Below are 15,818 nucleotides of genomic sequence, written 5' to 3' on the forward strand. Positions count from 1 at the left end.
CGCGGATCTCTCGCGCTTCAGCATCAACCAGATGACGGTGAAGCAACTGTCACTGCCCGAACTGACCGAAGCCTGCCTGGAGTTGGGCGTCCCCGGGGTGGGCCTGTGGCGCGCTCCGGTCCAGGAGTACGGCGTCGAGGCGACGGCGAAGCTGCTGCGTGACGCGGGCCTCGCCGTCACCACCCTCTGCCGGGGCGGCTTCTTCACGGCGATCGACCCCGCGAAGCGGGCGGAGGCCCTGGCCGACAACCGCCGGGCGATCGACGAGGCGGCCACACTCGGCACGGACACCCTCGTCCTGGTGTCGGGCGGCCTGCCGGCCGGCTCGAAGGACCTGCGCGGCGCCCGGGAGCGCATCGCCGACGCGCTCGCCGAGCTGGGCCCGTACGCCGAGACACACGGTGTACGGCTGGCCATCGAGCCGCTCCACCCCATGTACGCGTCCGACCGCTGCGTGGTCTCGACGCTCACCCAGGCCCTCGACCTCGCGGAGCGTTTCCCCGCCCACCAGGTCGGCGTCGCGGTGGACACGTACCACATCTGGTGGGACGACAACGCGCCCGCGCAGATCGCCCGCGCCGGCGCCGGTGGCCGTATCCACACCTTCCAACTCGCCGACTGGACAACCCCGTTGCCGGAGGGCGTGCTCAACGGCCGCGGTCAGATCGGTGACGGCGCGATCGACATGCGCGAGTGGAAGGCGTATGTCGAGGCCGCCGGTTACACCGGTCCCATCGAGGTCGAGCTGTTCAACGACGCGCTGTGGGCCCGGGACGGGCGCGAGGTGCTCGCGGAGACCGCGGCGCGGTTCGTGGAGCACGCGGCGTGACAGCGCAGCCGTCCGTACCCGGTGCTCGACCGGGTACGGACGGCACGGCGCCGTCGGCGCGGCCCGGCGTCCTCACGCGCGGATCTCGATGCCGTGCGAGCGGTCGTCGGTGAGGATCTCCATCAGGGCGCGGTGCTCGGTGCGCAGCCGGTCGACCTTGCCGGTGACCTTGTTGCGGACCTCCAGCTCACAGCTGGTGATCTTGGTGTTGAGGCAGTGCTTGATGCCGCCGGGCGGGTTGTAGTAGTTGAGCCCGACGAACTGCTCCCGCGCCGCCAGGAACCGCCCGTTGACGGTCACGGTGTCGTCGCCCGTGCTGAAGTCCCAGTGGAAGTAACCGAATTGGGCTTTCGCGGTCAATGCCCGTCGCATCGACACGAGTTGGTACTCGCGGTCGTCGTGCCGCAGGACGAGGAAGGTCGCCATCGGTGTCCGTACCGGCCCGATCTTCGCGCGGGCGGTGACGATCTCCAGGAAGCTGTCCGGGGCGTCGTCGAACCCGGCGACCTGCCCGAACGCGTAGTAATCCGTGTGCTGGCTGCCCCAGTTGTGGTTCTGGCTGCCCGTCCAGCCGTCCACGTCGACCGTCTCGCCGTCGACCGTGAGGGAACCGTCGAAGCGGGCCAGCGGCATCCCGACCAGGCTCTTGGCCTTGGGGAAGCCGCCGGCGTACATCTTGGGCGGCAGCAGGAACAGGGGCGGTTCGGTGCCCTCGTAGGTCAGGTTCCAGCCGATGCTGCCGTTCGGGCCGGTGGCCTCGCCCTTGAGGCGGCCCGGTTCCAGGACCCGGTCGCCGACCCGCGCGCCGAACGTCCCGCGCCGGAAGTCGCAGTCGGCGATCGGATACTCCTCCTTGGCGACCACGTGCCGGCCCGTCACCCCGTCGAAGTACACCGCCCACAGCTCGCCGATGGCCGCCTCCGGCATCCCGGCCGGGCTGAAGACGGTGTAACGGATCCAGAAGGCGCGCGGCTCCGTGGGATGGTTTCCGCGCTGGTAGAAGCTCTCGTAGTGGCCCTGCGGCCGGGCCGGGTCGTACCGGACCGTGTTGAGCGGCAGGGTGTGCGGATCGGTGTGCGGACCGTCCTGGCGCGTCGTCATCAGAGGCTCCGAAACCGTTGGGGGTTGCGTGGGCGGCGGTCGTGCAGGGTCATCACCATGCCGTAACGAGGGCGCAGGGTGATCGTCGCGTGGTCGACGACCCGGTGGGACGGCAGATGCCGGAACTCGTAGCGTTGCAGCAGCGCGGCGAGCAGGAGATGCGCCTCCATGAGCGCGAAGTGCTTGCCGATGCACAGGTGCGGCCCCGCGCCGAAGGGCAGGTAGGCGAACCGGTGCTGTTTCTCCGGCGTCCTGCCCTCCCTGCTGCCGAAGCGGCCGGGGTCGAAGCGTTCCGCGTCGGGCCAGTGGGCCGGGTGGCGGTGGATGTTGTGCAGGTTGACCAGGACGCGTGAGCCCGCCGGTACCTGGTGGCCGCCCAACTCGGTGTCCTTCAGGGTCAGTCGGGGCACGATCGGCGCCGACGGATACATCCGCAGCGACTCCTCGAAGACCTGGAGTGTGTACGGCATGGCACGCAGGTCGTCGATGGTGGGCAGACGTCCGCCGAGGGCGTCGTCGACCTCGCGCTGCACCGCGGCCAGGACGTCACGGTGGCGGGAGAGGAGGTAGAAGGTCCAGCTGAGGGTGACCGCGGTCGTCTCGTGACCGGCGGCGAACGTGGTGATCACCTCGTCGCGCAGTTGACGGTCGTCCATGCCCACGCCGGTGTCCTCGTCCCGGGCGTCGAGCAGCATGTCCAGCAGATCGCCCCGCCGGACACCCGCGCCCGCGGTCGCCGTCTCCGCCTCCGCCCGGCGTTCGCGGATGATGCGGCAGATCAGTGCGTCGATGCCGGCCATGACCTCACGGAACCGCCGGTTGCGCGGGGTCGGCCAGTGCGTGGGCGGGCTGAAGGGGTTCTGGAGGCGGTCGAAGGCGAAGTTGATCGCGACGTCCACCGCGTCCGGGCCGAGTTCGCCGAGGCCCTCGGTGATGTCGGTGCTGAACATGCACCGGCTGACGATGTCGAGCGTCACCCGCATCAGCTCGGTGTGCAGATCGACGGTGTCACCGGTGCGGTAGGTGGCCTGCATGTGGGTCAGCTGGTCCTCGACCGAGCCGGCCATCGTACGGAACATCGAGGAGAGGGCCTGTTTGCTGTAGATCGGCTGCATCATGCGCCGGTTGGTCAGCCAGCTCTCGTGGTCGTCGCCGGTCAGCAGCCCCTCGCCGAGCACCAGCCGCAGCGGGTTGTCGGGGCCGAGCTTGCCGAAGGCGGCGCTGTCGGTCAGTACCTCGCCGGCCAGTTCCGGGCTGGAGACACCGTGCACGGACACGGGCCCGAGCCGGTAGCGGACGAGGTCGCCGCCTTCCCGCCAGCCGGCGCGCATCGCGGCGAGGATGTCCCGTCGGAAGGCCGGCACACTGCCGAGAACCGGCAGCCCGGCCACCTCGGGAGCGGCCGGGCCACGCGCCTGGCCGCTCGCCGGGCCAATCACCGGGTTGCTCCCCTGGCTGCTCATTTGCTGCCGAGGGCGCAGACCCAGCCGAGGGAACGGCGGGGCTCGGCGACGAACCGGGTGTCCTTGAAACCGGCGACATCGAGCATCGCCACGAGTTCGGCGCCGGACAGGATGCGCAGCCCGTCCCGCTCCGACCGCTCGGTGAAGCGCTGTCCGAAGAACCGCTGGGTGAGCGTCGGTACGACCGCCGTCTCCCGGCTCATCTCCAGGGTGACGGCCAACTGCCCGCCAGGTTTGAGCACTCGGTACGCCTCGGCGAGTCCGCGCAGCGGATCCGGCCAGAAGTAGAACGTCTCGATGGCGCTGACCCGGTCGAACGAGCTGTCCTCGTACGGCAGTTGACCGACGTCCCCCTGCCGGATCGCCACTCGGCCCCGGCCGACGGCGTCGGCGTTGCGCCGCACCGCCTGGCGGACCATGGTGGGCGAGTAGTCGAGGCCCGCGACAAAGCCCAACTCGGCCCGCCGGGCCAGCAGTTCCACGGCCATACCGCTGCCGCAGCCGAGGTCGAGCACATGATGGGTGCGGCGGACGTCCAGATGCTCCGCCGCCCACTGGGTGAGCCCCCGATGCTGCACGGTCATCAGATGCCCCACCAGGGCACCCGGTGCACCTGCCGGACGCCGGAAGTTCTCCTGCAACAGCCGGTAGGGACCTCGGGTCACTGTCTTTTCGCCGGGCATGGGCCTTCCCTCTCTGTCTCGGTCTCCACCAGGTCTTACGATCTCCCGCTCCGGCGTCCCTCGCGTGGATTCGCGCGGACTTGGGTGCGAGTGTCAGCGAATATCGGTGAGTGTCGGCATCCGGCGTTCACGCCGCACCTCGTACCCCGCGGTCCAGCCGGTCGAGGATGTGGCGCAGCATCACCCGCCCCGCTCCGCCGAGCGGCAACCGTGGAGCGGCCGACCGGTGCCAGGGCAGCGTCTGCTCCCCGCCCACCCCGTCTCCTGTGCCGCCCCCGACCAACTGCCGGGCCACATGAGCCCCGTGGGCGACGGACAGGGCCAGCCCATGGCCGCCGCACCCCCCGATGAACCACATCCCGGGGGTTCCGGCCAGTGGGCCCACGACGGGCAGGTCATCGAGGGTCACGCCGATACGGCCGGTCCAGCGGTGCGTGACGGCGGTGTCGGCGAGGAGCGGGTGCAGGGCCCGCATCCGCTCCGCCAGCCACCGCCAGGTCGACAGGCGGGCCCTGTCGTCCCGCCGGGCCCCGTCGGTACCCGGCGGACCCGGCAGTGAGGCCCGGCCACCGCCCAGCACCAGGCGCCCATCCGGCGTCAGCCGGAAGTACGGAGCCAGCCGCGCCGCATCGACCAACGCCGCCCCCGACACCTCCCCGAGCACCTCGCGCGCCGCCGGCTTCAACGGCTCGGTGGCGATGGCGTGCACCTCCAGCGGGGCCACCGTGCCCACCGGGAGGCCGAGGGCACCGGCTGCGCCGTTGACCGCGAACACCCCGGCGCCCGTACGGAGTTCACCGCGCGGGAAGAGCAACCGGGTGCCGCCGGTGCCGGTGACGTCCCGGCCGACGACCGGTGAACGCCCGTACAGACGGGCGCCGCCCGCTGCACACGCCCGGGCGAGGGCGGCGGTGAGAAGGGCGGGGTCCAGGGTGGCCGCGTGCCGGTGCAGCAGCCCCGCCTGACACGGCACGTCGATGCGCTCGCGCACCCCGGCCGCCGACAGTGGCGGTACGTCCAGGCCGAGGGCACGGTAGGCCGCCGCCTGCCCGGACAGCCGGGCCAGTCCCTGCGGTGAGCGGGCCACGACCAGCTGCTCGCCGGTACGCACGGGCACGTCCAGGGTGCGGCACAGCTCCAGGACGCCGGTCACCGCGTCCTCGCTGGCCCGGTGCATACGACGGGCCGCGTCCGGGCCGTGGCGGCGGATCGCGCGGTCGACGGGCGGACCGGCCCGGGGCCCGAGGAGGCCGGTGCCGTGGCCGCTGGCGCCGGCCGCGGGATGGCCCGCGTCGACGACGGCCACATCAGCGCCGGGTGCGTACCGCAGCAGGTGGTAGGCGGTGGAGAGGCCGGCCAGACCGGCGCCGACGACGGTGAAGTCGGCGCTCACCAGGCCCCGTACGGACGGGAGTTGGTGATCCTCGGACCGCCCGGCCCGCCACGGCGGAGCCTGGGTGACGGGTACGTCGGGTCCGTCGAGGAGGTCGTCGTGCGAGAGCCGCTCACCCATGGAACGCCCCGCCTCCCTGACCGTGGAAGCCACGGTCGTACCAGAGCAGCGGACGCCCGGTGCCGGTGTGGGCGGCGAGCACCTCGCCGACGACCAGGTGATGGTCGCCGTACGCCCGTATGTCCGTCACCGCGCACACGGACCAGGCGAGGGCGTCGGTGCGGACGGGCACGCCATGGACGTACTCCGCCTGCTCCTCGCCGAAGCGCTCGGCGGCGGTGGCGAGCGGGTCGGCGCAGCGCTCGGCCCACGGGCGGTGCCGTTCGTCGAGGACGTGGAGGGCGAAGGATCCGTGGTCGCGGAGGGCGGCGAGGGTGCGGGAGGCGTTGGCCAGGCAGAGCGACATCAGGGGCGGTGCCGCCGAGACGGCCGCCGCCGAGGAGACGGTGGCGCAGACCGGCAGCCCGGCGGCACCCCGGGTGGTCACGACGCACACGCCGGCCGCCAACTTGGCGTACATGTCGAGGCATTGGGCGACACCGGGCCGCGTGGCCAAGGACGACACCGGGTCAGCCATGCCGGGCGGCGGTGAGATCCATGGGGGTCATGGGAGTCACCCGGCCCAAGAGCCCTTCGAGGATGCGCAGGATGTTGTCCCGCAGCGTGCTCTCGGCGACCGGGTCGAGGATCTCCGCGAGGGAGGGGATGCCGAGGTCGAACTCGGACCGGAAGGTGACCACCGTGACCGCCGTGGCCCGAGTGGCCCCCGTGTTCTCGGGATCCCTCTCCTCACACACCCAGGAGCCGCGGAAGATCTCGAAATCGCCCTTGATCTGCTCGAACTCGACGGTCAGCGTCTCCGGGACGAACCGGTCGAGTTCGCTCCACCGCATCAGCCCGTTGCGGAAGATGACACTCCAGTCCGACCGGAGCGACCCGTCGGCCTCCGGCGGATGCACCACGACCTCGTTCACCTTGTCGGTCAGCTCGGGGTAGCGGCGGAAGTCGCAGATCAGCTCGTACGCCTGACGGGCCGTACGCTCCTCGACGACCACCTGGACGATTACCTCACGCATACGCGATGTACTCCATTCCGTACGAGGACGATTTAGAGAGCATTGGTCGCCCGCCCGAGCCGCCACAGCGCACCCGGCCGGACCCCGCCCTGAAAGGCGATGTACTCGGGCAGAACGACGTGCGGCGCCCATTTCTCCTTGTATTCGAGCTGGGCGGCGGCGGGATAGACGCGCTCACCGCGCTCGCCGAGAAAACGCACGACACGCGCCACCATGCCGCTGGCACCCGGTACTTCATGGGCCGGATCGAGCCCGACGAAGGGCGTGAACCCGAAGTGCAGCCATTCAGCGCCCTCAGCGGTCATCCGCTCGATCGCGGTCGAGTTGAGGAGTTCCATGGTGCCGGGCGGGGCATCGGCACGACGACGGCTGAGATCATGCAGCCAGCCAGGACGGCTGCCGAAAGCGGGGGAGTAGCAGATGTACCCCACGATGCGCCCGTCGACGGTACCGGTGAAGACCCGCTGATGTTTCTGCTCGGGCCCGTCACGCTCCCCGACGAGAAACCGAAGCTCTTTGGTGTGCTTCCCTTTCCCGCGCAGCCATTCACGATCGATGAGACCGAGTTCGTCCGAAGCGGCTGAGGAAGCGACCTCGGCGACCTCCACCCCCGCACGCCGGGCCCGGGAGATCTTGTTCCGCAGCCGCACGAACGGCGACCCGCGCAGGGTGAACCGCGCCAGATCGACGGCGTACGAAGCCCCCATCTGATTCACGGTGAACCCGCGCGACGCATACAACTGGGCGTCAGCAGCCTGGAGTTGTACGGCGATGACGCGCCGCCGCCCGGTCGCGGCCCGGTCGAGGAATGCGTCCAGCAGCCCGGCGCGGTCGCCGTCGGCGGCAAAGGGACCGCCGAGCTGGAGGAGATGACGTCCCGCCGGACGAAAGGCGCAGACCCCGTCATGACGCTCGTCGAGAAAGAACTCGTTCCCGCTGTTGAGGGCGAGAAACGCACTGGGATTGTCGGAGTGCGCCGACACCAGATCAAACGCGGACGGCATCGCGCCCCTTCCGGTCGTAGGCCCGCTGGAATGTCTCGAATTCCGGATGTGGGGAGGGTTCGAAGGGCACTCCGAAGGGTTTCAGGGAGTTCCCGAAGAGAGCCCGGTCGCCCATGAGGTGAATCGGCAGCGCGAGCAACGCCCATTCAGCACCTACCAGCCAAATCCACAGCCCCGCGAAAACGGCCCAGGTGACGAGTGAGTGCATGAGATTGTAGGCGATGTAATATCCGCGCCCGATGAGCCCGTCAGGACTTCGCCGATGGGCGATGGCGCCCGGAATGTATCCGATGAGATCGATGACGAGGAAAAGGGAAACGAAAAGCCACCAGCGGATCTCCGAAAGATGTGTCAGAGCGGCAACACCGGAAACGACAAGAGCGACCGACCACTCAAGCCGGACGAGCCGGGAAGTCGTTCTGGTGTCGAAGAGATTCCTGGCATCCACAAATAGCCCCCGTACACCCGGAGTGAGACATTCTCACCTGTCTTACGGCCCGGGGCGGAGCGTCCCTCGCGGCAGCCGAAAAAATCTGGGCCCCCGTACAACCCTCCCCCCACCTCGCCGGTCGTACCTGTTGTCAGGACGTCTGGAGGGGGATCTGGGGGGATCGCGGGGGTTCTGATGCGGAGGGGAAGCCGAGGGGGCCCGGTCGACGGACCGGGCCCCCTCGATGCTGAACCGACCGGCGGGCGGCACCGTCTCCAGCTACCTTGAGGGCCTGGGAAAAACTGGTGAAGCTCGACCAGCCGCAGGACTCGACCAGCCGCACCAACGGAGTCGCCGACCATGTCACTCGCCCGCGTCCACAACTTCACCATCTCGCTCGACGGCTTCGGCACCGGTGAAGGGCTGAGCCGTGAAGCCCCGTTCGGCCACGCCGGCGAGAGGCTGCACCAGTGGATGTTCACCACCCGGTTCTGGCACGAGATGACCGGCCAGTCCGGCGGGACCGGCGGCATCGACGACGCCTTCGCACAGCAGTTCGCCCCCGGTATCGGCGCCGAGATCATGGGGGCCGGGAAGTTCGGCCCGCCCGGCTGGCACGAGGACCCGGAGTGGAAGGGGTGGTGGGGGCCCAACCCGCCTTTCCACACACCGACCTTCGTCCTCACCCATCACCCGCGCCCCTCGATCGAGATGGAGGGCGGCACGACGTTCCACTTCCTCGACACGTCGCCCGCCAAGGCGCTCGAGACCGCCCGCGAGGCAGCGGACGGCCAGGACGTACGCATCGGCGGCGGACCCACCGTCGTCCGTGACTTCCTCGCCGCCGGGCTCATCGACCACCTGCACGTCGTGGTGGTCCCGGTCCTGCTCGGCCGGGGCGTACGTCTCTGGGACGGGCTGGAGGACATCGAGAAGGACTACGACGTCGAGGCCACGTCCTCGCCCACCGGCGTCACGCATGTGACCTTCACCCGAGCGGCCCGCTGACGCGCCTCACACCGATCCGGGCTCAGAAGAAGACCCCGCACCGCAGCAGCACGTTCGCGTACGGCCGGGCCTCCCCCGTCCGTACGATCAGCCGTGCCCCCGCCGACAGCTCCTTGAGCCGCTCGTGCGGGACAAGAGTGAGGGCGGGGTCGGGAAAGTGCCCGTCCAGCAGCTTCGCAGCCCCCGGATTCGCCGCCCGTACCTCCGTCGCCGCTGTCGCCCCCTCCACCACCAGCTCGGCCAGCAACCCGTCGAGGATCTCCGCGAAGGAAGGCACCCCGGCCCGGAAGGCCAGGTCGACGACGCGTGGCCCGGCCGGGATCGGCATACCGGCGTCGCACACCAGCACCCCGTCACCGTGGCCCAACTCGGCCAGCGCGCCCGCGAGATGACGGTTCAGGATTCCGCCCCGCTTCACTGGAGCCCACCTCGCACGGTCTCGCCGGCCGGCTTCCCCGGGCTGTCTGCCCGGCCGGGGCTCCCGCCCGCCGCGGAGCGGCTGTCGGACGCGGCAGCCCCCGGGAGAGCACCGCCCAGGGCCTCGACCTCCTCAGCGGTGGGGAAGGAATCCTGAGCGCCCGCCCGCGTCACCGCGGCCGCGCCCACCCGGGCCGCGTATCCCGCCGCCTGTGCCAACGACTCGCCCGCGCCCAGCCGCCAAGCGAGCGCGGCGGTGAACGCGTCGCCCGCCCCCGTGGTGTCCACGGCCTCCACCGGCACCGACGGCACCCGTACCCGCTCCCCGGCCCGTACGGCGACCAGCGCGCCCTCCGCGCCCAGCGTGATGACGACGGAGCGCGGCCCGAGCGCGAGCAGCGTCTTCGCCCAGTCCTCCGGCGAGTCGCCCAACTCGGCGTCCGCACCGGCGATCACCCGGGCCTCGTGCTCGTTCACGATCAACGGGTCGCAGGCCGCCAGGACTTCACGCGGCAACGGGCGAGGAGGGGACGGATTGAGGACGAACCGGCCCTCCGGAGACAGATTCCGTACGACCTCCACGACCGACTCCAGCGGAATCTCCAGCTGCGCCGACACCACCCGCGCCGCCTGGAACAGGCTTCCCGCGGCTCGGATGTCCTCGGGCGACAGCCGTCCGTTGGCGCCCGGCGACACCACGATGCTGTTGTCGCCCGACGGGTCCACCGTGATCAGCGCGACCCCCGTCGGCGCCCCGCCGACCAGGACGCCCACCGTGTCGACACCGGCGTCCCGCATCGAGTCGAGCAGCAGCCGGCCGTGGCCGTCGTTGCCGACCCGCGCCAGCAACGCCGTACGGGCCCCCAACCGGGCGGCGGCGACCGCCTGGTTGGCGCCCTTGCCCCCCGGGTGGACGACCAGGTCGGATCCGAGCACCGTCTCACCGGCCGCGGGCCGCCGCTCGACCACGGTGACCAGGTCGGCGTTGGCCGATCCCACGACCAGCAGGTCGTAGTCGTACATGAAGAGTCTCCCCATACACATCAGTTGTACCGGCCGACGGCCGGTCATTCGGTCGATTGCCCGGTTCGGACGGCCGGTCTGCCAGTGGGCGGGCCGGGCAGCCTCGACAAGAGGCGCCCGGCCGTCCCCCGATCCGGAGATACTGCTCAGCCGCCGAATGCCGCCACGTTCTCCTTCGTGACCACCTTCACCGGCACCATCACCGTCTTCTCGACGTCCTTGTCCTCGGCGACCCGCAGCGCGTTCTCCACCGCGATCCTCCCGAGCTCCTTGGGTTGCTGGGCGACCGACGCGTACAGCGAGCCGTCCGCGACCGCCTTCAGCCCGTCGGGCGTGCCATCGAAGCCGATCACCTGCACGGACTTGCCTGCCTTGCTGCCCAGCGCCTTGATCGCGCCGAGCGCCATCTCGTCGTTCTCGGCGAAGACACCGCTGATGCCGGGGTTGGCCTGGAGGAGGTTGGTCATGACGTCCAGGCCCTTGGTGCGGTCCCAGTCGGCGGGCTGCTTGGCGACGACCTTGATGCCCGGGTAGGCCTTCAGCCCCTCGGTGAAGCCGGCGCCCCGCTCACGGCTCGCGGAGGTGCCCGCCTGGCCCTGGAGGACGATGATCTCGCCCTTGCCGCCCAGCTTCTCGGCGAGCGCCTTCGCGGCCAGCCGGCCGCCGGCCGTGTTGTCGGAGGCGACGAGCGTGGCGGTGTCCGCGTTGTTGACCGACCGGTCGACCGCGACGAGCGGGATACCGGACTTGTTCACGGCCCGCGCTGCCGGGCCCGTGGCGTCCGAGTCCACCGGGTTGACGATGATCGCCCCGAGGCCCGAACTGGTGAAGTTCTGCAGCTGGTTGGCCTGCTGGGAGGCATCGTTCTGGGCGTCCGTGACGGTCAGGTCCACACCCAGCTTCTTGGCCTCCGCCTGCGCGCCGGCCCGGATCTGCACGAAGAAAGGATTGTTCAGCGTCGACAGGGACAGGCCCACCTTCTGGGTCGTCGCGGACGAAGAGCCACTGTGCAGCAGGGACGTCGCGCCCACGACCGCCGTCGCGACCACAGCGGCCAGTACGTACGTCAGCGCCTGCTTGCGCCTGTCCCCGGCCCCGGCCGCCCCGGCCGGCGCCACCGTCGCCCCGCTCTTCCTGCGCACCGTGTCGAGCAGCACCGCCAGCGCGATCACGACACCGATGACGACCTGCTGCCAGAAGGCGGACACCGAGAGCAGGTTGAGGCCGTTCCTCAGCACCGCCAGGATCAGCGCACCGATCAGCGTCCCGGACGCCTTGCCGGTACCACCCGCCAGACTCGCCCCACCGATCACCACTGCGGCGATGGCGTCCAGCTCGTACCCCTGCGCGGCCTGCGGCTGCGCGGAGGACAGCCGCGACGCGAGCACGATGCCCGCGGCGGCGGCGAACAGCCCGGACAGCGCGTAGATCGCCAGCTTCTGCTTCTTCACCCGCAGCCCGGAGAGCCGGGCCGCCTCCTCGTTGCCGCCGATCGCGTACATGGAACGGCCCAGGTACGTACGGCCGAGGATGAACGCCGTGATGAGCCCCATGGCCACCATCACCAGCACGGGCACCGGCAGCCAGCCGCCCAGTGTGTCACCGAGGTGCGAGACCGAGTCGGGGAACGCGATCGGCGAACCCTGCGAGATCACCAGGGACAGACCGCGCCCCACCGACAGCATGGCGAGCGTCGCGATGAACGGCGGCAGTTTGCCGTACGAGATCAGGAAGCCGTTGACCAGGCCGCACGCGATGCCGGTGACGACGGCCAGGACGACCGCTATCGCGACCGGCACGCCCTCCGAAGTCGCCGCCCAGGCAAGGACGGTGGCCGACAGGGCGGCGACGGAACCGACCGACAGGTCGATGCCCGCCGAGACGATCACGAAGGTGACGCCGAAGGCGAGAACGGCGGTCACGGCCGCCTGGACGCCCACGTTGAGCAGGTTGTCCGTCGTCAGGAAGTCGCCGGACAGCGCCGACATCGCGATGACGAGGACGATGAGCGCGCTCAGCGCTCCGTTGTCGAGCAGGACACGGCGCAGGCCGCTCGTGGCGCCACTCGCGCCCGTCGTGCTCTTGAGCGTGTCAGTGGCCACGGGAGCCCTCCACAGCAGTAGTTCCGGTAGTTCCAACAGGGGTGGGTGTGCTGACGGCGAGTGCCATCACGGAGTCCTGGGTGGCCTCGGCGGCCGTGAGTTCGCCGGCGATCCGGCCCTGCGCCATCACCAGCACCCGGTCGCTCATACCGAGCACCTCGGGCAGATCGCTGGAGATCATCAGTACGGCGGCACCGGCGGCCGTCAGCTCGTTGATCAGCTCGTAGATCTCGACCTTGGCACCGACGTCGATACCGCGCGTCGGCTCGTCGAGGATCAGCACCCGGGTGTTCGCGAGCAGCCACTTGCCGATGACGACCTTCTGCTGGTTGCCCCCGGAGAGGGTGCGCACCTGCTGGCCGAGGCCCGCCATCCGTACGCCCAGCCGCTCGGCGACCTTCGCGGCGGCGACCCGCTGCCCCTTGAGGTCGACCAGCCCGCCCCTGGTGGCGGCCCGCAGGGTGACCAGGCCGAGGTTCTCCTCGACGGAGGCGTCGAGCACCAGCCCCTGCCCCTTGCGGTCCTCGGGCACGAGTCCGATCCCGGCGGCCATGGCGGCCCCGACGTCGCTCCCGCGCACCCCGGCACCCGCGACGGACACGGACCCCTGGTCGTACGGATCGGCGCCGAACACCGCGCGCGCAACTTCCGTACGCCCGGCCCCCACCAGCCCCGCGATGCCGACGACCTCGCCGGCCCGCACCTCGAAGCTCACGTCGTGGAAGACACCGTCCCGGGTGAGGCCCTCCACCTTGAGGAGCGAGGCGCCCGCCTCGGTGGCCTCCCTCGGGTACTGCTGTTCGATCGACCGCCCGACCATGAGCCGTACGAGCTCGTCCTCGGGCGTGTCGGCCGGCACCTGTCCGACGCTCTTGCCGTCCCGGATCACCGTCACCCGGTCTCCCAGGGCGGCGATCTCCTCCAGGTGATGGGTGATGAAGACGATCCCGACGCCGTCCTCGCGCAGCTTGCGCACGATCGCGAACAGCTTCTCGACCTCTTCGGAGGTGAGGACGGCGGTCGGCTCGTCCATGATCAGGACGCGCGCGTTCAGGCTCAGCGCCTTCGCGATCTCGACCATCTGGAGCCGCGCGATACCGAGTTCACGCACGCGCGCGCGTGGAGACACGTTCACACCCACGCGCTCCAGGAGCACGGCGGCCTCGGCCTCCATCCGCTTGCGGTCGATCATCCCGTAGCGACGCGGCTGCCGCCCCAGGAAGATGTTCTCGGCGACCGTCAGATCGGGTACCAGGTTGAACTCCTGGTAGATGGTGGCGATCCCGAGGCGCTCGGAATCCTGCGCCCCGTGGATACGGGTCTCCTCGCCGTCGACGAGGACACGGCCGGCATCGGGGCGGTAGGCGCCGGAGAGCATCTTGATGAGGGTGCTCTTGCCCGCACCGTTCTCACCGAGCAGTACGTGTACCTCGCCGCGGCGAAGATCGAAGTCGACGCCGTCGAGCGCGACCACGCCGGGGAAGGACTTCCCTATGCCTTCGATGCGCAGCAACTCGTCCGGGTTGCTCACGACAGACTCCTGTTCGTCACGGGGGGCTCGGGGGGCTGTTCGGATGAGGCCGGGGCCGGCTCACCGCACGACCGCCGTACGACGAGGTGCGCGGCCAGCGTCACGGACTGCGGAGAGCGCCCCTCGATCATGTCGACCAGCGCCCGGACGGCGGCCCGCCCCAGCTCGCCGGTCGGTTGCGCGATGGCCGTGACGGGCGGATCGGTGTGCACGAACCACGGGATGTCGTCGAAGGCCGCGAGCGCGATGTCCTGCGGAACCCGCATCCCACGCGCGCGTACGGCGTCCAGCGCGCCCAGCGCCATCAGGTTGTCGGCCGCGAAGACGACCTCGGGCGGCTCGGCCAGGCCGAGGAACGCGTCCGTCACGCGGCGCCCGCTCTCGGCCTGGAAGTCGCCCTGCCCGATGTAGGCGTCGGGGAGCGGCAGCCCGTACTCCGCCAGGGCCTCCCTGAACGCCTCGACGCGCTCACTGCCGGTGGTGGTGGCCGCCGGGCCCGCGATGATCGCGAGCCGCCGGTGCCCGAGCCCGTGCAGGTGGGCGACGAGGTCCCGGACCGCCTGGCGCCCGTCCGCCCGTACGACCGGCACGTCCACGCCCGGGATCCAGCGGTCCACGAAGACCATCGGGGTGCCCCCGCGCGCGGTGTCCAGCATCAGCGGCGAGCCGCCGTCGGTGGGGGAGACGAGGAGGCCGTCGATACGGCGGTCCAGCAGGGTCCGTACGTGGTGGTCCTGGAGGTCGGGGCGTTCGTCGGCGTTGCCGATGATCACGCTGTAGCCGAGGGCGCGGGCCTCCTCCTCGACCGAGCGGGCCAGGGTCGTGAAGTAGTGGTTCATCACATCGCTGATGACCAGGCCGAGGGTGCGGGTCTGGTCGGTGCGCAGGGAGCGGGCGAGGGCGTTGGGGCGGTAGCCCAGCGCCTCGACAGCGGCCAGCACGCGTGCGCGTGCGTCCTCGCTGACCGACGGATGGTCGTTCAGGACCCGCGACACCGTGGCGACGGACACGCCCGCCTCGGCTGCGACGTCCTTGATGCTCGCCATCGCCGGACCACCTCCTTGTGGCTCCGTAGTCGCGTGGAATCGATTACACGACTGACTGGAGACAGATTGGAATCGATTACAAGCACGTAAACAAGCCCCTGGCTGATTCTCGATACCGGATCGTGATGCGAGGCGTTCCGGCGGGCGGCCACGCCGGGCACTGCCCAGCGCCCTGGTCGTGCGGTCGCGGGTCCTGGTGGACCGGGGCCAGGCTGGAAGGACGTAACAGTTCTCACCGGCCGACCAGGTCCGCCACGGGCCGGAGCGGAGGAGCCATGACGGCGACGACTCGCAAGGACGTCCCCCTCACCCTTGAGGGCGGCGGGGTGGAGTTGCGTACGCGGGCGATCGGAGGCGGCTTCTCGGTGGGCTTCGTGAGCCTGCCGCAGGGCACGGACATGGGTCCGGCGTTCAAGGGCCTGCCCGGCGACGCCTGCCAGTGCCCGCACTGGGGCTACCTGCTCAAGGGCCGGCTGCTGATGCACACCGACGGGGGCGACGAGACGTACGAGGCGGGACAGGCGTACTACTGGGCGCCCGGCCATGTGCCGGTGGCCCTCGAGGACTGCGAGTTCGTGGAGTTCTCCCCGACGGAGGACTTCCGGACGGTGCTGGACCACATCAAATCCGCCATGGGGTGACGGCTCTGGGG

Annotated in this window: 16 protein-coding genes; 3 read left to right on the forward strand and 13 right to left on the reverse strand. The window is 70.5% G+C overall.

Going from position 1 to position 15,818, the window contains the following annotated elements:
- Positions 1–31: 31 nt before the first annotated feature.
- Positions 32–829 carry a sugar phosphate isomerase/epimerase family protein gene (locus OG734_RS31590; protein ID WP_330293857.1) on the forward strand — a complete coding sequence of 266 codons (798 nt, stop codon included), beginning with the start codon at positions 32–34 and terminating at the stop codon, positions 827–829.
- A gap of 72 nt (positions 830–901) precedes the next feature.
- Here the strand turns inward: OG734_RS31590 and OG734_RS31595 are convergent, their stop codons facing one another.
- The 8 genes from OG734_RS31595 to OG734_RS31630 all read right to left on the reverse strand — a co-directional run bounded on the left by OG734_RS31595 (position 902) and on the right by OG734_RS31630 (position 8,057).
- Positions 902–1,930, reverse strand: a complete 1,029-nt coding sequence (locus OG734_RS31595) for a hypothetical protein (RefSeq protein WP_330290841.1) — start codon at positions 1,928–1,930, stop codon at positions 902–904.
- Positions 1,930–3,369 (reverse strand): cytochrome P450, encoded by a 1,440-nt coding sequence (locus OG734_RS31600; RefSeq protein ID WP_330290842.1) that lies wholly within the window; start codon positions 3,367–3,369, stop codon positions 1,930–1,932. The genes OG734_RS31595 and OG734_RS31600 overlap by 1 nt, the downstream gene beginning before the upstream one ends.
- Before the next feature lie 20 nt (positions 3,370–3,389).
- Positions 3,390–4,076, reverse strand: coding sequence for a class I SAM-dependent methyltransferase (locus tag OG734_RS31605; protein ID WP_330290843.1), 687 nt, complete (start codon positions 4,074–4,076; stop codon positions 3,390–3,392).
- Between the two features lie 127 nt (positions 4,077–4,203).
- Positions 4,204–5,622 carry an NAD(P)/FAD-dependent oxidoreductase gene (locus tag OG734_RS31610; protein WP_330290844.1) on the reverse strand — a complete coding sequence of 473 codons (1,419 nt, stop codon included), beginning with the start codon at positions 5,620–5,622 and terminating at the stop codon, positions 4,204–4,206.
- Positions 5,582–6,106, reverse strand: coding sequence for a flavin reductase family protein (locus tag OG734_RS31615; protein ID WP_330290845.1), 525 nt, complete (start codon positions 6,104–6,106; stop codon positions 5,582–5,584). The genes OG734_RS31610 and OG734_RS31615 overlap by 41 nt, the downstream gene beginning before the upstream one ends.
- Complete coding sequence (locus OG734_RS31620; RefSeq protein WP_330290846.1) at positions 6,099–6,605, reverse strand: SRPBCC family protein; 507 nt, start codon at positions 6,603–6,605, stop codon at positions 6,099–6,101. Before OG734_RS31620 ends, OG734_RS31615 begins: the two co-directional genes overlap by 8 nt.
- Positions 6,606–6,637: 32 nt before the next feature.
- Positions 6,638–7,609: a bifunctional lysylphosphatidylglycerol flippase/synthetase MprF gene (locus OG734_RS31625; protein ID WP_330290847.1), complete on the reverse strand. Its 972-nt coding sequence runs from the start codon at positions 7,607–7,609 to the stop codon at positions 6,638–6,640.
- Complete coding sequence (locus OG734_RS31630) at positions 7,593–8,057, reverse strand: hypothetical protein (protein WP_330290848.1); 465 nt, start codon at positions 8,055–8,057, stop codon at positions 7,593–7,595. The genes OG734_RS31625 and OG734_RS31630 overlap by 17 nt, the downstream gene beginning before the upstream one ends.
- 342 nt (positions 8,058–8,399) lie before the next feature.
- Between OG734_RS31630 and OG734_RS31635 the strand changes: the two genes are divergently transcribed.
- Positions 8,400–9,047 (forward strand): dihydrofolate reductase family protein, encoded by a 648-nt coding sequence (locus tag OG734_RS31635; protein WP_330290849.1) that lies wholly within the window; start codon positions 8,400–8,402, stop codon positions 9,045–9,047.
- A 22-nt stretch (positions 9,048–9,069) separates the two neighbouring features.
- On the opposite strand, the gene rbsD is transcribed toward OG734_RS31635, so the two are convergent.
- The 5 genes from rbsD to OG734_RS31660 form a co-directional block, all read right to left on the reverse strand.
- Positions 9,070–9,465, reverse strand: coding sequence for a D-ribose pyranase (gene rbsD, locus OG734_RS31640; RefSeq protein WP_330290850.1), 396 nt, complete (start codon positions 9,463–9,465; stop codon positions 9,070–9,072).
- The gene (locus tag OG734_RS31645) at positions 9,462–10,487 is read right to left on the reverse strand and encodes a ribokinase (protein ID WP_330290851.1); all 1,026 of its coding nucleotides are present in this window, start codon (positions 10,485–10,487) and stop codon (positions 9,462–9,464) included. The genes rbsD and OG734_RS31645 overlap by 4 nt, the downstream gene beginning before the upstream one ends.
- Positions 10,488–10,633: 146 nt before the next feature.
- A complete protein-coding gene (locus OG734_RS31650) occupies positions 10,634–12,589 on the reverse strand; it encodes an ABC transporter permease/substrate-binding protein (protein WP_330290852.1) in 1,956 nt (651 codons plus the stop codon).
- On the reverse strand, positions 12,579–14,120 hold the full coding sequence (locus tag OG734_RS31655; protein WP_330290853.1) for a sugar ABC transporter ATP-binding protein: 1,542 nt from the start codon (positions 14,118–14,120) through the stop codon (positions 12,579–12,581). Before OG734_RS31655 ends, OG734_RS31650 begins: the two co-directional genes overlap by 11 nt.
- Positions 14,117–15,166 carry a LacI family DNA-binding transcriptional regulator gene (locus OG734_RS31660; RefSeq protein ID WP_330290854.1) on the reverse strand — a complete coding sequence of 350 codons (1,050 nt, stop codon included), beginning with the start codon at positions 15,164–15,166 and terminating at the stop codon, positions 14,117–14,119. Before OG734_RS31660 ends, OG734_RS31655 begins: the two co-directional genes overlap by 4 nt.
- Before the next feature lie 275 nt (positions 15,167–15,441).
- On the opposite strand from OG734_RS31660, the gene OG734_RS31665 reads away from it, so the two are divergent.
- On the forward strand, positions 15,442–15,807 hold the full coding sequence (locus OG734_RS31665) for a hypothetical protein (protein ID WP_330290855.1): 366 nt from the start codon (positions 15,442–15,444) through the stop codon (positions 15,805–15,807).
- Positions 15,808–15,818: the final 11 nt, after the last annotated feature.

The sequence above is a fragment of the Streptomyces sp. NBC_00576 genome (assembly GCF_036345175.1).
In the GTDB taxonomy this organism is placed as follows: Bacteria; Actinomycetota; Actinomycetes; order Streptomycetales; family Streptomycetaceae; genus Streptomyces.

Excerpts from the sequence above, each read along its gene's own strand:
- OG734_RS31625 (WP_330290847.1), bottom strand. The coding sequence starts at position 7,609 with ATGCCGTCCGCGTTTGATCTGGTGTCGGCGCACTCCGACAATCCCAGT.
- OG734_RS31605 (WP_330290843.1), bottom strand. The coding sequence starts at position 4,076 with ATGCCCGGCGAAAAGACAGTGACCCGAGGTCCCTACCGGCTGTTGCAG.
- OG734_RS31660 (WP_330290854.1), bottom strand. The coding sequence starts at position 15,166 with ATGGCGAGCATCAAGGACGTCGCAGCCGAGGCGGGCGTGTCCGTCGCC.
- OG734_RS31615 (WP_330290845.1), bottom strand. The coding sequence starts at position 6,106 with ATGGCTGACCCGGTGTCGTCCTTGGCCACGCGGCCCGGTGTCGCCCAA.
- OG734_RS31665 (WP_330290855.1), top strand. The coding sequence starts at position 15,442 with ATGACGGCGACGACTCGCAAGGACGTCCCCCTCACCCTTGAGGGCGGC.
- OG734_RS31595 (WP_330290841.1), bottom strand. The coding sequence starts at position 1,930 with ATGACGACGCGCCAGGACGGTCCGCACACCGATCCGCACACCCTGCCG.
- OG734_RS31645 (WP_330290851.1), bottom strand. The coding sequence starts at position 10,487 with ATGTACGACTACGACCTGCTGGTCGTGGGATCGGCCAACGCCGACCTG.
- OG734_RS31620 (WP_330290846.1), bottom strand. The coding sequence starts at position 6,605 with ATGCGTGAGGTAATCGTCCAGGTGGTCGTCGAGGAGCGTACGGCCCGT.
- OG734_RS31635 (WP_330290849.1), top strand. The coding sequence starts at position 8,400 with ATGTCACTCGCCCGCGTCCACAACTTCACCATCTCGCTCGACGGCTTC.
- OG734_RS31590 (WP_330293857.1), top strand. The coding sequence starts at position 32 with ATGACGGTGAAGCAACTGTCACTGCCCGAACTGACCGAAGCCTGCCTG.